This is a genomic window from Paractinoplanes brasiliensis (assembly GCF_004362215.1).
Lineage (GTDB): Bacteria > Actinomycetota > Actinomycetes > Mycobacteriales > Micromonosporaceae > Actinoplanes > Actinoplanes brasiliensis.
Genome location: NZ_SNWR01000001.1, coordinates 320,098 through 335,626, shown reverse-complemented (window position 1 = coordinate 335,626; position 15,529 = coordinate 320,098). Strand labels below are relative to the sequence as shown.

The 15,529-nt window shown below is 70.2% G+C and carries 12 protein-coding genes and 1 pseudogene; 10 read left to right on the top strand and 3 right to left on the bottom strand.

All coding sequences use genetic code 11. From position 1 onward, the window contains the following. Positions 1 to 45 precede the first annotated feature (45 nt). Positions 46 to 507, bottom strand: a complete 462-nt coding sequence (locus C8E87_RS01315) for a nuclear transport factor 2 family protein (protein WP_133871367.1) — start codon at positions 505 to 507, stop codon at positions 46 to 48. A gap of 388 nt (positions 508 to 895) precedes the next feature. On the opposite strand from C8E87_RS01315, the gene C8E87_RS01310 reads away from it, so the two are divergent. Next, the gene (locus tag C8E87_RS01310) at positions 896 to 3,325 is read left to right on the top strand and encodes an AAA family ATPase (RefSeq protein WP_133871366.1); all 2,430 of its coding nucleotides are present in this window, start codon (positions 896 to 898) and stop codon (positions 3,323 to 3,325) included. Positions 3,326 to 3,350: 25 nt separating this feature from the next. On the opposite strand, the gene C8E87_RS01305 is transcribed toward C8E87_RS01310, so the two are convergent. Continuing rightward, complete coding sequence (locus C8E87_RS01305; RefSeq protein WP_133871365.1) at positions 3,351 to 3,719, bottom strand: winged helix-turn-helix transcriptional regulator; 369 nt, start codon at positions 3,717 to 3,719, stop codon at positions 3,351 to 3,353. A 140-nt stretch (positions 3,720 to 3,859) separates the two neighbouring features. Here C8E87_RS01305 and C8E87_RS01300 point away from each other — a divergent pair, with 140 nt between their 5' ends. From C8E87_RS01300 to C8E87_RS46750, 6 genes and pseudogenes are all read left to right on the top strand, one after another. Then, complete coding sequence (locus C8E87_RS01300) at positions 3,860 to 4,843, top strand: NADP-dependent oxidoreductase (protein WP_133871364.1); 984 nt, start codon at positions 3,860 to 3,862, stop codon at positions 4,841 to 4,843. 27 nt (positions 4,844 to 4,870) lie between these two features. Next, the gene (locus C8E87_RS01295) at positions 4,871 to 5,623 is read left to right on the top strand and encodes an SDR family NAD(P)-dependent oxidoreductase (protein ID WP_133871363.1); all 753 of its coding nucleotides are present in this window, start codon (positions 4,871 to 4,873) and stop codon (positions 5,621 to 5,623) included. A gap of 114 nt (positions 5,624 to 5,737) precedes the next feature. Beyond that, positions 5,738 to 6,631 (top strand): sugar phosphate isomerase/epimerase family protein, encoded by an 894-nt coding sequence (locus tag C8E87_RS01290; protein WP_133871362.1) that lies wholly within the window; start codon positions 5,738 to 5,740, stop codon positions 6,629 to 6,631. 158 nt (positions 6,632 to 6,789) lie between these two features. Further along, positions 6,790 to 8,826, top strand: a complete 2,037-nt coding sequence (locus C8E87_RS01285) for an ATP-binding protein (RefSeq protein WP_133871361.1) — start codon at positions 6,790 to 6,792, stop codon at positions 8,824 to 8,826. Further along, positions 8,768 to 9,385, top strand: coding sequence for a helix-turn-helix transcriptional regulator (locus tag C8E87_RS01280; RefSeq protein ID WP_166661021.1), 618 nt, complete (start codon positions 8,768 to 8,770; stop codon positions 9,383 to 9,385). The genes C8E87_RS01285 and C8E87_RS01280 overlap by 59 nt, the downstream gene beginning before the upstream one ends. After that, a pseudogene (locus C8E87_RS46750) lies at positions 9,382 to 9,780 on the top strand (AAA family ATPase); the annotation flags it as partial. The gene C8E87_RS01280 and the pseudogene C8E87_RS46750, both read left to right, overlap by 4 nt. Positions 9,781 to 9,954: 174 nt before the next feature. On the opposite strand, the gene C8E87_RS45140 reads toward C8E87_RS46750, so the two are convergent. After that, on the bottom strand, positions 9,955 to 10,848 hold the full coding sequence (locus C8E87_RS45140) for a hypothetical protein (RefSeq protein ID WP_239080747.1): 894 nt from the start codon (positions 10,846 to 10,848) through the stop codon (positions 9,955 to 9,957). Between the two features lie 124 nt (positions 10,849 to 10,972). On the opposite strand from C8E87_RS45140, the gene C8E87_RS45135 reads away from it, so the two are divergent. The 3 genes from C8E87_RS45135 to C8E87_RS01260 all read left to right on the top strand — a co-directional run bounded on the left by C8E87_RS45135 (position 10,973) and on the right by C8E87_RS01260 (position 15,409). Then, positions 10,973 to 12,160: a LuxR family transcriptional regulator gene (locus C8E87_RS45135; RefSeq protein ID WP_239080748.1), complete on the top strand. Its 1,188-nt coding sequence runs from the start codon at positions 10,973 to 10,975 to the stop codon at positions 12,158 to 12,160. Between the two features lie 298 nt (positions 12,161 to 12,458). Next, complete coding sequence (locus C8E87_RS01265; protein ID WP_133871357.1) at positions 12,459 to 12,653, top strand: hypothetical protein; 195 nt, start codon at positions 12,459 to 12,461, stop codon at positions 12,651 to 12,653. A 5-nt stretch (positions 12,654 to 12,658) separates the two neighbouring features. After that, positions 12,659 to 15,409 carry an AAA family ATPase gene (locus C8E87_RS01260; RefSeq protein ID WP_239080749.1) on the top strand — a complete coding sequence of 917 codons (2,751 nt, stop codon included), beginning with the start codon at positions 12,659 to 12,661 and terminating at the stop codon, positions 15,407 to 15,409. Positions 15,410 to 15,529: the final 120 nt, after the last annotated feature.

Sequence of the window (15,529 nt, the reverse complement as noted above, 5' to 3'; positions counted from 1 at the left end):
GTTGGTTTTGGGCGGCTGACCGCACCGGCACTCGCGCTACGCCGATCACTCCACCGGGATCCAGTTCTCCAGAGGATCCATCCGGAAGCGGGTCAGCAGCACCGAGTCGATGAGCCACTGCCCGTCGACCCTCCGGTAGGTCTCCCGGTATTGCCCGTAACCGTGATGTCCCTCCGGAGCCTGCGGGCCGGCCGGAAAGGTCAGCAGGTCGTCCATCGACCAGGTTCCGGACGCTGTGTCGGGGCCGGTGATCTCGATCTCCGGCATGTATCCGTGGTGGACCGACGGCGCGGCGCCGGTGAGGTCGCGGATCGTGTCCGCGAACTCCTTGGGCGACGCCCAGGTGATGCCGTCGGTCACGACCGTGGCGTCGGGAGTGAACAACGCGGCCAGTTCAGCGTGCTTCTTCTCATCGATGAACCGGAAGTAGCGGGCTTTCAGCTTCTTGATGCTCTCGACCGATTCGAGCTCGTCCAGCCGCCGGACGATGCCGTTGAGCTGATTCATGATCAAACCTCCGTACTCCGGCACCGTTCGGCGCCCTCAATGGACGGCGGCCGTCCGCTCTGCCGTTGCCACGACCGCGCGTCGATCTCCGGCGTACGCCTCGCGGAGATCAGCCTGAACGATGCGCCGGAAGGCCCGGCCGGCGCATCGCACAATGGCGTGAGATGCGGGAACACCGCCCGTCGCACAGTCGTGTGATCGCTTCATGTCACCGGCGTCCCATCGGTCATCTGACTGAGCCGGGAACCGAGACCCCACCGGCCCCCGCCTCGCCGTCGATGAGCGCAGCGAAGATTCCGCAGTCAGTTTCCCGATGCTCGGACCGTCCGGCTCGGGCGACGGTGAGAGCACGGTGTGAGCTGTGCGATGGCTGGGGGGCCGAGATTCCATGACCACGACGAAGGAGATCCACCAAGCGTTGCCCGAGTCGGCACTGCACGGGCGCGACGACCTGCTCGGCACGCTGGACGCCGGGGTCGCGGCGGCGTTGAACGGGCACGGCAGAGTTCTGCTGGTCGAGGGGCACTGCGGTTCGGGCAAGACCCGGATGCTGTACGAGGCGCGGCGCCGGGCGGAGCGAGCCGGGATACGGGTCCTGTTCGGTGAGGCGCTGGACGGTCAGCAGGCAATGCCGTTCGCGCCGCTGCTGGCCGCCACGGTGGGCAGCGTCCCGCCCGTCGGCGACCCGTACGCCGCCCGCACGCTGGGAGCCAGCGCCGACCTGCGCTTCTGGGTCGTGCACGACCTGCAGGCAGCCTTGGCCTCGGCCGCGTCGGGGGAGCCGCTGGCAGTGCTGCTCGATGATCTGAACCGGGCCGACGCGGGCACCATGATGGCCCTCCCCGCACTGACCACCGGGTTGCGGCACGTCGGCGTCCTGTGGGTCTTGAGCTTCTGTCACGGCCGTGACGGAGGTCCGGCGGTACGCGAGGCGCTGAGCCACCTGGACGACGCGGACGCGCAACGGCTCAGCCTGGCCCCGTTGCGTAGCCGGGAGACGGCCGCGGTCGTCGCCGACTTCGCGGGCGCTCCGCCGGATCCTGATCTGCTGGCGCTGGCCGAGCAGGCGATGGGTAATCCTTCGGTGCTCCTCGAGCTGCTTCGTGGCCTGCGAGAAGAGAACCGCCTGGGAGTTGTGAACGGCCACGCCACGGTGTGCGGCGGTCCGGTGCCTCGGCGCCTCGTCGAGGTCGTCGTCGAGCGGCTGGGACGACTCAGCGCGGAGGCCCAGCAGCTGATGCGGGTAGCGGCAATGCTGCCGCGGCAGTTCACCGTCGCGGAGCTGGCGGGCATGCTGGAACGCCGAACAGCCGATCTGGTGGCCCCGATCGAGGAGACGGTGCGGGCCGACCTGCTGATCAGCGAGGCCGGGCGCCTTCGATTCCGGCACGACCTGCTCCGACAGGCGGCACGCGAGTCCCTGCCTGGGGCGTTGCGTCAGGCGCTGCAAGCCGACGCGGTAGGCGTCACCGATCAAGTGACCCCGGCCGCAGCGCCGCCGGTGGCGACGCGGTCGGCGGTTCGCCGCCGGCCCGAGGGGCGGCTCGCGTACCACCTGTGGATGGCGGGGGAAGCCGAGGCGGCCGCCGCCGAGGCCCGGCACGACCTCGGGAACGCCGACGCCGACGACGAGACCCGCGGGTTCGCCCTGCTCACTCTCGCCGGTGTAGACATCGCCCGGGGCGAGAGTGTCGAGGCCACCGCCCGGCTCGATGAGCTGCTGGGCCGGGACTACGCCGATGCCGGGGCGCCGCTGCGAAAGGTGCACATCGCCAACATGCTGCACTGCCTCGGCCGCCCGGACGAGGCTGCCGAACTGCTGATGGCGGCCCAGCAAAGCGCACGCCGTGACGGCGACGGCCCGTTGATCAACCTGTGCGCACAGTTCTCAGGGATGTTGAGCGTGGCGTCCGGCCGGATCGACGACGCCCGCGGCCGAGCCGAAGCCACGGCCTTGCCTCTGAACGAGACCGGCGGCGACGACTTCACCAGCGTGCTCCAGATGATCACGTATGCCGAACTGGCAAGGCACACCGGCAAGAACGGCCCGCGCCGCGCGGCCCAGGTCCTGGCCCACAGAGCACAGTCCGAAGACCTGCCGGCCAACCGCCGGTGGGCGACGCGCGTGCGGGCCGAACTGGCGGCGCCCGGCGAACCGCTCGAGGCGGTCCGCTTGCTCGGCGACGACCCACTCCGGCCGGCCGGTCCTCCGATGCCCGCGGACCAGCACTTCCTTGCCTTCGCCGCGCGACTCGCCGCCGAAGTTCGTGATCAGGCGCTGGGCGACCGCGTACGAGCGGTGGCGACGACCCTGCACGGGGGCAGCACCGCGTCGCCCGCCTTTGCCGGCGTCTCGGCGTACGTCCTGGGGATCGTGGATCACGACGTTGAGAGGCTGCACACCGCGGCACAGGCACTCCACGGCGTGCGGCCCCTGCTGTACGCGGCGGCACGCGAAGAGATCGGCAACACGCTGGCCCGGCAAGGGCGCTTGAGCTCCGCTGCCACCCAATGGAACCTCGCGACGGAGACGTATGTCGTCTGCGGCGCAGGCGCGGATGTCCGCCGGCTGGCCGAGCGGCTGCGCCGGCATGCGGGTCCACGGAGCCGCCGTCCCGTCACCGGGTGGGCCGCACTCACCGACATGGAGCGCAAAGTGGTCCGGCTCGTGGCCGGCGGAGCCACCAATCGGGAAGCTGCGCTGGAGCTGTTCCTCTCGCCGCACACCGTCAGCACTCACCTGCGGCGGGCCTTCGCGAAGCTGGACATCAACTCGCGGGTCCAGTTGGCGAACAGGCTGCACGACATCGGCGGCTGAGGGCCAGGATCGGACCTGATGCGGCTCACCCGGCGTCGAAGAGATCCCGATCCCGCTGGATCTCGGCGGCGTTGCGCTCGGCCCACCATGCGAGGCCGAGGACCACCTCGAGCAGGCTGAGCCCGCGCGGAGTGAGCGCGTAGTCGACCCGGATGGGCTTGGTGTTGAAGACGGTCCTGGTCACAATGCCGTCGCGCTCCAGCCCGTGCAGGGTCGCACTCAGCATGCGCTGCGTGATCGGCTCGCAGAGGCGGCGCAGCTCGTTGAATCGCCGGGTGGTGTCGCCGAGCTGGCAGATGACGACAACAGACCATTTGTCGCCGACGCGTTCGAGCACATCGCGTACGAGTTGCCGCCCGCGACCGCAGAGCTCCGGCGCGTCCTCCTGGCCCACGCCGCCAATATACGTCGAATACCAGGTACGGCACGAGACGGTATAGCCGGGTATACCAAGTCATCTCAAAGTGCCCTCTAGCCGACATCCTCGCGCCGAAGTATCACTTGGATACCAGGTACGAGGAAGGAACTAGAGAGATGCGTGCTGTGGCTTTGACCGAGTTCGGCGGGCCGAATGTTCTGCACATCATCGACCTGCCGGAGCCGCACGCCGGACCGGGGCAGGTCCGGGTCCGCGTGCGCGCCGCCGCAGTGAGCCCCGCCGACACACTCCTGCGCGCCGGAGTGCACGCCGCGGCAATGCGCGGCCTGACCGGGCCCTTCGTGCCGGGCATGGACATCGCTGGCACGATCGACGAGATCGGTTCCGGCACCACCACCGAGCTGGTCCTCGGCGACCCGGTCATGGCGATGGTGCTGCCGGTTGTGCCCGGCCCCGGCGGCGCCCTCAGCTATCACGGCGGAGGCTATGCCGAGTACGTCGTGCTTCCCGCCGAGTGGGTGGTCCGGGCGCCCCAGGGCCTGGATCACGCGGACGCCGCGACCCTGCCGATGAACGGCCTGACCGCCCTGCTCACGCTCGACCAGCTCGCCCTCGCGTCCGGCTCCGTGCTCGCCGTGACCGGAGCCGCCGGGGCCCTGGGCGGGTACCTGGTGCAGATGGCCGCGGCCGCAGGCGTCATCGTGGTCGCTGACGCGGCGCCCACCGACGAGGCGCTGGTGCGCAAGTCGGGCGCTACCGAGATCGTGACCCGTGGCGACGACGTCGCCCGCCGGATCCGCGAGCTTCATCCGTACGGCGTGGACGCGGTCGTCGACGCGGCACTGATCGGGCCGCGGATGCTCGACGCCGTCCGCGACGGCGGCAGCCTGGCGCTGATTCGCGGCGCCGGCGAGCCGGGCGGCTACGCGGCACACGGCGAACGCCGGATCACCGTGCGGGCCCCGTTCGTCCCCGAGTACGCAGGCCGCCCCGATCGACTGGCTGAGATTCGCCGCCTCACCGAAACCGGCGTCCTTGTTCCCCGCGTCGCGCGAACTCTCCCCGCCTCCGGGGCGCCCGATGCTCATCGGCTTCTCGCGGCCGGCGGCGTCCGCGGCCGGCTTGTCCTCACCTTCTGACCACACCGAATCACCGAAGGAGCCATCATGTCCGAGCGTTTCACCGGCAAAGTCGTTCTGATCACCGGAGCCACCTCCGGAATGGGCCGCGCCGTGGCCCAGCGGGTCATCTCCGAGGGCGCCCGAGTGGTCCTTGCCGCCCGCGGCAAGGAAGCCGGCGACGAGCTGGCCGCACGCCTGCCCGACGCCATCTTCGTGCCCACCGATGTCACTGTGGAGAGAGAGGTGGCCGCTCTGGTCCGGCAGGCCGTCGAGAAGTACGGCCGTATCGACGGAGTCTTCAACAACGTCGGCGCCGCGACCGCGACGGGACCGGTCACCGCCATCAGCGGCGAGGCTTGGAACGCCGAGCTGGCGTTGAACCTCAGCAGCGTCTTCTACAGCCTCAAACACGAGATCCCCGTCCTCGAGTCGGCCGGGGGCGGAGCCATTGTCAACAACGCGTCCAACCTCGGTGTGACCGGGGGAACCGGCATGGCTGCTTACAGCGCCGCCAAACACGGCGTCGTCGGTCTCACCCGATCGGCGGCTCTTGACACCGCGGCACGGGGCATCCGCGTCAACGCGCTGGTGACCGGTGGCGTCGACACACCGCTGCTGCGCGGCAACCTGGGCGACTCCCCCGAGGAGGCGCTGCGTTTCGCCGCCGGCCTGCACCCGGTCGGCCGGATCGGACAACCCGAGGAGATCGCCGCCTTCGTCGCGTTCCTGCTCAGTGACGACGCCAAGTTCATCACCGGCGCCGCCCTCGCCATCGACGGTGGCCTCACGGCCGCCTGACCGGCACACGGCGCCCAGCCGCTCGAACATCGAGGCGATCCGTGTGTCGCGGTGTCGTGCGATGTACGGGTGCGGCCCGGCGATCAGGCTCGGGGGAAGACAGAAAGGACGGTCATGGCAAACCAGAAGCAGTGGTTCGAGGAGGTGACCGCTCCGATGACCCGGCTCATCTTCTGGCCGGGAAGCCTCGGCAACCGCGGCTTCGCGGCGGTGCTGGACGCCGCGCGGGCGGGCGGGTTCTCCGAGACCGCGATCAGCCCGCTGACCCTCGATCAGATGCTGACCGGCGGACGCAGCGCCGACTCGATCCGGGAACAGGCCGCAGAACGGGGAGTCCGGCTGGCCGAGATCGACGGCGTGACGAGCTGGGCGCCGATCCGGTACAGCGCCGGCATGCCGGCCCGGCTGCGAGAACGGTTCGATCTGTCCGCCAGCCGGATACTGGACCTGGCACAGGCTGCGGGAGCCGACCGGATCCTGGCCGCCGGCGCATTCGAACGGGGAGCTGTCGGAATTGATGACCTTGTGGCGTCGTTCGCGTCGTTCGCCGACCGGGCGGCCGAGCGCGGTCTCGATGTCGAGCTGGAGTTCGTTCCCTTCTGGGGCATCCCTGACCTGGCCACGGCATGGGAGATCGTGCGCCGGGCGGAGCGCGAGAACGGCACCCTGTTGATCGACACCTGGCACCTGCTCAAGGCCTCGACCGACCCGGAGGCTGCGCTCGGTCTGCTGCCCGAGATTCCCGGCGACCGGCTCACCGGCCTGCAACTCGCCGACGCGCTGACCACCGAACCGGCCCGGAGCCCGCTGCGATGCTTCCCCGGCGAGGGCGACTTGCCGCTCGGACCGCTCGTCCGCCTGCTGCACGACAAGGGTGGCCTGACCCATGTCGGTGTGGAGATCTTCGGTGAGGCGATCGACGGCCTTGACAACGCGGCCGCCGGCATCCGCACTGCCGCCGCGGCACGGGACACGTGGGCGCTCGCGCAGACGCCGGAGAACTCCTGAGGAGCCGCGTGAAAGGCCGGCCCCGGGCTTCCGACGCGATTGCCCAGCTCAGCGACACGTGAGTTGACCAACAAACCGATACCCACCTGGACTGGCACGGGCTAACGTCACCGACTACCACCGACCCGAGGGGACAGGCCAGCGGGAGGAGAGCAGTCATGGCCCCCGGCACCGTGCGGCTGGTCGGCCGTGAGTCCATGCTGTCCTCTGTCGAAGCGTTCCTGGCCCGGGTGGCCGAGGGCGCAGCCACGTTGCGCCTGTCCGGCGGGCCGGGCGTGGGCAAGACCGCGCTGCTCGACGCCGCGGCGGTCTCGGCCGCCGCCGAAGGCATGGTTGTGCTGCGTGCAGCCGGCGCCCGGCCCGAGTCCGGCATCGACTTCGCCACGCTTCACCAGCTATTGCATCCGCTGCGCCGGAGCCTCACTTCGTTGCCGGCGCTCTCGGCCGCGTTGGGGTTCGGCTCCGGAGCCGAGGGCGACCTCTGCGCCGAGATCGCCGGCCTGCTCCGCCGGCACGCCGCCGGCGCCCCGATTCTGCTGGTGATCGACGACTGGCACTGGGTCGACCCGCGTTCGGGTGAGGTGCTGACCGACCTGGGCCGCACCCTTGCGGGGTTGCTGATGGCGAGTGTGGAGGCGGCCGGTCCGGAGACCTTGGACGTCCCACCGCTGGATGAGGCGCACGCGGAAATTCTTCTGTCCGAACGCTTTCCGATGCTTGCCGCGAGTGTCGGCCGGCGTCTGCGCGATCAGGCTCGGGGCAACCCCCTGGCGTTGCTCGAGCTTGCCGGGTCACTCAACGAGGAACAGCGCCTCGGCCGGCGGCCGCTGCCACCGGCGAGTGGCCGCTTCCACGACCTCTGCGTCAGCCGGGTCGAAGAGCTGCCCGGATCCGAACGGCGCAGGCTGCTGCTCGACGCGCTCGACGACTCGACGGATCGACTGGACCCGCTCATGCGCTCGGCGGTAGTGCGCTCGTCGACCGGGGAGGAACGGGCCGCCGCACACAGAGAGCTGGCACGGCGCGCCGCGGACGAACCGGAGCGCCGAGCCCGGCATCTGGCCGAGACGACCGTCGGCGCGGACGAGTCGGTGGCCGCGTCACTACAGAACAACGCACGCCGGGCGATGCGCACCGGGGACGCTCCCGGCGCGGTGGCAGCGTTGCTGCGCGCAGCCGATCTGAGCGCCGACGGGGCCCGGCGAAGCCGGCGACTGGCGGAGGCCGCCTACGTCGGAGCGAACGTCGGCGGCGACCTGCGGACGGTGCCAGGCCTGCTCAACGACGCCCGCCACGCCGACCCCAAGGGGTACGGGTCGCTGCCGGTGGCCGTCGCTGCGGCGCACTTGTTGTTCAACAACGACGGCCACATCGAGACGGCACACCGCCTGCTCACCGCGACAGTCGACAATGCCGTCGCCGGATCCGCCGACGATGATCCGATGTTGGTCGAGGCGCTGTACCAACTGGCCGACGTGTGCTTCTACGCCGCCCGCGACGATCTGTGGCCGGGACTGGAGGACGCGCTCAGTCGTCTCGGTCCACGAGCGCCGGACCTGCTGCGCATGTACGTGCACACGCTGCGCAGCCCGGTCCTGCTGACGGCATCCGACCGGCTGCGTCTGGACACCGCTCTGCGTGACTCGTCGAACGTCCAGGATCCGAGCATTGTCTACCGGATCAGCCGCATCGCGATCGCCTGCAACCGGCTCAGTGAATGCCGGCCCTCGCTGAATCGCATCGTCGACGACGGCCGGGCCGGCGGGGCGGTCGGCATTGCCATCAACGCCATGATGCTGCTCAGCGCCGACGACATGACCACGGGCCGCCTGGATCGTGCCGACGCGCTCGCAGCCGAAGCTCTACAGCTGTGCGAGACACGTGGATACGAGCTGATGGAGGGGCCGTTCCAGGTCATCCGGATGATGGTGGCGGCGCGGCGGGGCCAGGCGGACGGGGTGCGCGAGCCGGCCATGCGCGTGGCGGCCTGGGCAGTGCCTCGCGGCGTCCGCCCCCCTCGCTCAGTACTGCGACTGGGGGCAGGCCACCGCGGCAATGGCCCGTGGCGATTTCGAAGAGGCCTATCATCACTGCGTCGCGTTGGCCGTACCCGGTGTTCTGCCACTGCAGACGCCCATGCCGTTCCGCAGCTCGCTGGACCTGATCGAGTCGGCGCTGCGTACCGGGCGCCGTAACGAGGCCGTCGCCCACGCACGGGCGATCGCCGCGTCCGGCCTGACCCAGGTCTCGCCCTCCTTCGGCCTCCTCACGCTGGCCGCCGCCGCCTCGGTCGCGGAGGACCATGCGGAAGCAGAGGCCTTGTTCGTCCGGGCGCTGAGCGTGCCGGGCGCCGACGATCTGGAATGGGACCAGGCGCGCGTACGACTGCTGTTCGGCGAGCGGCTTCGACGTGCCCGCGCGGTCACGCAGGCACGGGCCCCGCTCGAGGCCGCACTCGCCGCTTTCGAGCGGATGGGCGCCACACCGTGGGCGGCGCGCGCGGCCCGCGAGCTCGAGGCGACCGCTGCCACCCGCACCCGGGTTCACGCGTCCGGAAAGTCGTCGCTCACCCCGCAAGAGATGCAGGTCGCCGCACTGGCCGCCGCCGGGCTGAGCAACAAGCAGATCGGCGAGAAGCTGTTGATGTCCCATCGCACCGTCGGAGCCCACCTGAGCCGGGTCTACGGCAAGCTCGGCGTGTCCGGACGGGCCGCGCTGAGCGCTGCCCTCGCCGACATCGAGGCCGAGCGGTGAGCGCACTCCTCGGCCGCGACGCCGACCTGGCCGTTCTGGACACGTTCCTCGCGGCTGCCACCGAGCAGGGCGGCGCCCTCCTGCTGATCGGCGACACCGGCGTCGGTCTCAGCGCGCTCCTGGAGGTGGCAGCGCGCCGAGCCGCGGAGAGTGGGCTGCGGGTACTGCGACTGCCCGGATCCCGGCGGCCGGTCGAGCACATGTTCGCCTCGCTCGATGGCCTGCTGACCTCTCTACGGCCGGAGCTGGATGCGCTGCCACCCGCCACCCGGCACCCTCTGCTGGTCACGCTGGGGCTGGCCGAGGGGCCCGAACCGGGAGTCCTGGCCCTGAGCAACGCTGTCCTGGATCTGCTGCAGAATGCGGGCCGGGACAGGCCCCTGATGCTGGTGGCCGACGACGTCCACAACCTCGACCTGGCCAGCACGCGCATACTGATGATCGTCGCCCGTCGTCTGCGCGGCGGCCGGGCTTCCCTGCTTGCCGCGCTGCGCGCAGGCTCGGACTCCGTGTTTCTCGACGCGGGACTGCCCGGCCATCGGGTCGCGGCCCTCGATGACAGCGCCGCGTCACTCCTGCTGCACGCCCGCCGGCCCCAGGTGAGCGTCCGCGTACGGGACCACCTGCTGGCCGTCGCCCAGGGCAATCCGCTCGCCCTGATGGAGCTGGCCGCGGCGCTCAGCCCCGCCCAGCGGGCCGGCAAGGAGGCGTTGCCGCCGGTGCTGCCGCTGACCGAGCAACTGAGCTCGATGTACTCGGCGGCGATCGGCCGGCTGCCTGCGCCGACCCGCGACCTGCTGCTGCTCGGCGCCCTGGAAAGAATGGGCGACCTTGCGGTGCTCCAAGCGTCCGCGCCCGGCATCGATGTGCTGGCGACCCTGGCGCCGGCCGAGCGGGCCGGACTGGCGGTGGTCGACATCGCCGCCAACCGTCTCGCCTTCACGCATCCGCTGATCCGCTCCACCGTGGTCGTGCTGGCGGCGCCGGTGGCTCAGCGGCGGGCGCATCGCGCCTTGGCAGCTGTGCTCGTCGATCGCCCGGAGCGCCGGGTCTGGCACCTGGCCCGTGCCACGGTCGGGACCGACGAAGAGGTGGCGGTTCAGCTCGAACGCAGCGCCCGCGACAGCGTCCGGCGCGGTGACACCCTCCTGGCCGTGTCCGCGCTGAGCAGGGCCGCCGAACTCAGCCCGACGCCGGCTCTGCGGGCCCGCCGGCTGCTGGAAGCCGCGTACATCGGCGCCGACGTGGTCGGTGACCTCAGCAAGGCCTCGCAGTGGCTGCAGCAGGCCGACGTCGCCGCATCGGAGCTGGTGAACTCCTTGCCGGCGACGGTGGCGGCTGCCCAGATGCTGGTGAACGCCGAGGCCAAAGCCGGAATCGCACACGACCTTCTGGCCGCCGCGGTCGAGTTCTATCCCAACCGCGCCGATCCGCATGACACCGTGCTCATCGACGCGCTGCACTCGCTGTTGCTCAGCTCCTGGGTGAGCGGGCGGGCCGCCGCGTGGGAGCCGGTGGTCGCGGCGGTCGCCCGGCTCGAACCGGAGCCGCCGCCTCTACTGGATCTGTGCGTCCGCAGCTTCGGCGGTGCGCCAAGCCGCGCCCGTCCTGGAGCTCGCGTCCGCGCGGGCCGACGCGCTGCGGGACGAACTCAACCCGATCACGATCAGTCGGGTGGCCATCGGCTGCGTCTACATCGACCGGCTGGCGTCCTGCCGGGAGGCGCTCGACCGGGTGATCGAGGACGGGCGCGCCGGCGGAGCCGTCGGACTGGGCATCAGCGCAATGGTGTCGAACTCCGTCGACAACTGGCACACCGGGCGCTGGGTGGAGGCCGACCGGCTCGCCGCCGAGGGCATCGCGTTGTGCGAGCGGTACAACTACCCGCGTTATTCGTACATCCTGCGCTATTTCCGATGCCTGGTGGCGGCGGCCGGCGGCGAGGTGGAGGACACTCTCGCGACGGTCGACGCCATGACGCGGTGGAGCACGCCGCGCGGCGCCGGGATCACCGTTCAGTTCGCTCATCACGTACGGGCGTTGGTGCACGCCGGCAGCGGGGATCACGAACGGGCCTATCAGGAGGCGACAGCGATCAGCCCGGCCGGCACCCTGGCGCCGTTCCGGCCGCACGCCCTGTGGGTGTTGATCGACGTGGTCGAGGCCGCGCTGCACAGCGGCCGGACAGCAGAGGCACGGGCCCACGTGGCAGCCATGAGACGCGAACGCATCGACCGGCTGTCCTCGCGGCTGGCGCTCGTGTCGGCGGGATGTGCCGCGATGGTCGCCGATGACGACGAGGCCACGGCGTTTTACCAGCAAGCCCTGGCCGTGCCGGAGGCTGAGCACTGGCCGTTCGACCGGGCGCGGATCCAGCTCGCGTACGGCGAGCATCTGCGACGGGTACGTCGCCCTGCCGCGGCTCGCCCCTATCTGAGGGAAGCCTTGGAGGCCTTTGAACGGCTCGGCGCACGGCCGTGGGCGCGCCGCGCGGTCGCCGGGCTCCGGGCCGGGGGAACCACCGCGTCCTCGGCCGAGCCGGTCATGGCGGTGCTCGGCGCGCAGGAGCTCGAGATCGCCCGGCTGGCCGCGTCGGGATTGACCAACCGCCAGATCGGCGAGCGGCTGAACATGTCGCATCGAACAGTGGGCGCCTACCTGTACCGGCTGTTCCCCAAGCTCGGCGTCACCACCAGGGCCGCCTTGCGCGACCGGCTGGACGAGCTCATGCCGCGAGATCAAGGACCGGATTCGCCGGCTGAGACCGTGACTTGAGGCCCATTCGGCTGCTCGGACGTCACCACCACCCGCTGTTGATACGAATGTGTGACCCCTGCCATGCGATGTGGCGACTCAAGCGAATCGATTCCTGCATACAAGCCGGACGCCATCCAACCGACACCGCTGAGCGCCGCCGGGTGTCATGCATACACGTTGAGGCGCTCAGGGCTCTTCGCTGTGATTGGTGAGTTGGCGCAGACCCGTCCACCAATTCGAGGGGAACCCTCATGTCAGCCTTCGTGCAGCACGCCCAGGGGTTCATGGTCCGGCGTCCTTCGCCTCGGGTCGCGCAATGACCGGTCTCGCGGACGTGACGGCCGCACCGTCGGAAATTCTGGCAGCGACGGAGGAAACGCCGGTCGGTCATCCGTCGCGGGCAGTTCTGCGAGAGCGGGCCATCAGGGCCTGGCTACCGCTGGCGGGCGTTCGCCTTGGAGCAGGCATGATGATTCGTGATCTTGTCGATGTCGAACTGTGTGCCGGTTGACGAACATGGAAAGTTCCAGCGAACTGATCGGCCGCGACGTCGAAACCGGCCGGCTACGAGATCTCGTCGACGGTTTACACCATCATGGCTTTGCTGTGTTGCTCCACGGCGAACCCGGAATAGGCAAGTCGTCGTTGTTGAACTTCCTCAAAGCGTATGCGAGCCGACACGACATCCGTGTTCTCTCGGCAAGCGGGGATGCCGCTGAGACGAATATGCTGTATGCGGTCCTGCAGCGATTGCTCCGGCCGCTCGTGCACCGGGCCGGTGCCCTTCCTCCGGCCCAACGCTCGGCGTTGCCAGCAGTGTTGGGTTCCGTCGAGAGCCCTCGTCCGGACCGCTTCCTGGTCGGAACGGCCACGGTGGAGCTGCTGTCGGATTCAGCCACAATCGTAGTGGTCGACGATGGGCACTTGGTGGACCGGGCTTCTCTGGAGGCATTGGCATTCGTCGCGCGCCGGGTGAACGACCAGCCCGTCGGTCTGCTCCTGGCCGGGCGCTCGGGAGCCGTCGCCGCCGGACGGCTCGAGGAGAGCGGCTTCCGTCGACACCGGGTTGAACCCCTGTCGGAGGCCGCTGCCGTCGCTTTCTTGCACAGAGCTCATCCCGAGGCCCCGGCCAACGTCCGTGCGCAGTGGCAGCGACAAGCTGGCGGCAACCCGCTGTTGTTGCGAGAGCTACCCCTCGGGCGGAAGGTCGAAGGTGGCCTCGCGTTCGGGCTACGGCCGACGGTCACACCAACACTCGTGCGACGTTTCGCCGCCCAGACGTTCGGGTTGCCCGCGGAGACGCTGACATTGCTGATCATCCTGGCGGCGGACGAGGGCACGACCCTGCCTGAGGTTCTGGAAGCCGGCGCCCGGCTGATCCGCCGTCCCATGGAGGTCTCGGCCCTGTTGCCCGCGCTCGACGCCGACGTCATCAGCATCGATGACGGGCGGCTCTCGTTCCGGCACCCGCTCGTCCGGGCAGCGACGTACCAGTACGCCTCACCCTCCGACCGGCTTCAGGCCCACAGGGTGCTGTCGCACATCGCGACGCACGATCCGGCTCGGCAGGCGTGGCACGCCGCCGCGACATTGGTTGGCCCGGACGGGCCGGCCGCCAACTCCCTGGAGGATGCGGCACACCTTGCTCTTCGCCGCGGCACGCCGGATGCGGCAGTCAGCATCCTCGAGCGGGCGGCGAAGCTGAGCGAGGACCCGGCCGAATGCGGACGTCGCCTGCTCGACGCCGCTGAGCTGGCGCTGCAACTCGGCGATCACGACCGGGTTCTGCGGCTCGCGGGCATGGCTACCGGCTGTGCGCTGCGGCCGATGGACCGGCACCGGGTGAGGTGGCTGGGTCTTGTGCACCAGCCAGGCCCGGTTCCGGCCACCGTCGCGGAGGAGGCGGCACACTGGGCGCGTCGTGCCCTCGAGCAAGGGAACCAATCGAGAGGTTTCCACCTGCTCAGACAGGCCGTCGAAGGCGGACTCTGGGCCGGGGAGAGCGACAGGCCGCGCCGCTCGATTCTGGCCGCTGCCGAACATCTGCCGAACCGCGAGCGGGTTGCCGTCGAGGTGCTGGCCGCGCCAACCGCCGGGGCCGGCGCGCTCCTGAAACTGCTCGGGGAGAACACGGCCTCGGCGCACAACGTCGGAATCGCTGTCAGCGGTGATCAGCCGGCTCTGCTCGGATGCGCTGCGACGCGTGTGGGGCACTTCTCGTTGGCGGTGCCGTTGCTGAGCGAGGCCGGCTTTGTCTTTCGTGCCCAGGGCCTCCAGGGACGGCTGGCAAGCACTCTCGTCGAACAAGCATGGGCTCAGATCCACCTCGGCCGGCATGCGGCGGCCTACGAGAACGCGGCCGAGGGCATCCAGCTGGCCGAACAGGCCGCACAACCGTTGTGGGCGTCGGCCGGGAAGCTCGTCGTGGCAGCGGTCCGCGGGGCAAGAGGCGAGACCGGCGCTGCGCTGGCGATGACGGACACGATCGAGATCGAGTCGTCGACCCATCAGGCCGGTGGACTGCTCGCCCGGGCGCAGGCGGTTCGCGCGATCACGCTTATGGCCGTTGCCCGTCACGAGCCGGCTCTCACCGCGCTGCTGCGGCTGTTCGATCCGACGGGGGCCGCGTATGACCCGTTGCTCGGGTGCTGGATGTTCGGCGACCTGGCCGAGTCCGCGGGCAATCTCGGTCGTGCCGCGGAGGCGCGCGCCCTGCTGCCCGCTGTCGAGGAAATCGCCGAACAAACCGGAGCGGCCCGTGCACGGGCCGCGATCTGCTACGCCAAGGCTCTGCTGTCCGCCGGGGACGAGGCCGAGGAGCATTTCCAGCAGGCGCTCGCCGACGACTCGTCGTCCGAGCCGTTCGGCCGGGCTCGACGGCAGCTGGCGTACGGAGAGTGGCTTCGACGGCGCCGTCGAGTCGCGGAGTCAAGGCTTCCCCTCAGCGCGGCCTTGGCCGGGTTCGAAGCACTGCGCCTGCCCGCGTGGACGGACCGCGCGCAACGCGAGGCCCGCGTGGCCGGGCTCCGGAGCGGCATGTTCGCGGAGCCGCGTTCCGCCGTTCTCAGCCCCGCCGACTTGAAGATCGCACAGCTGGCTTCCGAGGGCATGTCCAACCGCGAGATCGGCCGGCATCTGTTCCTGTCGCACCGGACCGTTGCCGCGCACCTGTACCGGATCTTTCCCAAGCTCGGCATCACCTCACGCGTGCAGCTCCATGCCGCCCTTGCTGAGCTCGACTCCTTGGGTGCTTCCGCCACCGCGTGACCGCCGGGACCCAACGTCAATCACGATGCAGATCCAGCCTGCGCACCAGCACGACCGCAACGATCACCGACGTGTCTGTGACGATCGCGCCCATCGCCGGTGCGGCCGCGGTGATCGCCA

Excerpts from the sequence above, each read along its gene's own strand:
- C8E87_RS01315 (WP_133871367.1), bottom strand. The coding sequence starts at position 507 with ATGAATCAGCTCAACGGCATCGTCCGGCGGCTGGACGAGCTCGAATCG.
- C8E87_RS01310 (WP_133871366.1), top strand. The coding sequence starts at position 896 with ATGACCACGACGAAGGAGATCCACCAAGCGTTGCCCGAGTCGGCACTG.
- C8E87_RS01300 (WP_133871364.1), top strand. The coding sequence starts at position 3,860 with ATGCGTGCTGTGGCTTTGACCGAGTTCGGCGGGCCGAATGTTCTGCAC.
- C8E87_RS01295 (WP_133871363.1), top strand. The coding sequence starts at position 4,871 with ATGTCCGAGCGTTTCACCGGCAAAGTCGTTCTGATCACCGGAGCCACC.
- C8E87_RS01290 (WP_133871362.1), top strand. The coding sequence starts at position 5,738 with ATGGCAAACCAGAAGCAGTGGTTCGAGGAGGTGACCGCTCCGATGACC.
- C8E87_RS01285 (WP_133871361.1), top strand. The coding sequence starts at position 6,790 with ATGGCCCCCGGCACCGTGCGGCTGGTCGGCCGTGAGTCCATGCTGTCC.
- C8E87_RS01280 (WP_166661021.1), top strand. The coding sequence starts at position 8,768 with ATGCCGTTCCGCAGCTCGCTGGACCTGATCGAGTCGGCGCTGCGTACC.
- C8E87_RS01265 (WP_133871357.1), top strand. The coding sequence starts at position 12,459 with ATGACCGGTCTCGCGGACGTGACGGCCGCACCGTCGGAAATTCTGGCA.
- C8E87_RS01260 (WP_239080749.1), top strand. The coding sequence starts at position 12,659 with ATGGAAAGTTCCAGCGAACTGATCGGCCGCGACGTCGAAACCGGCCGG.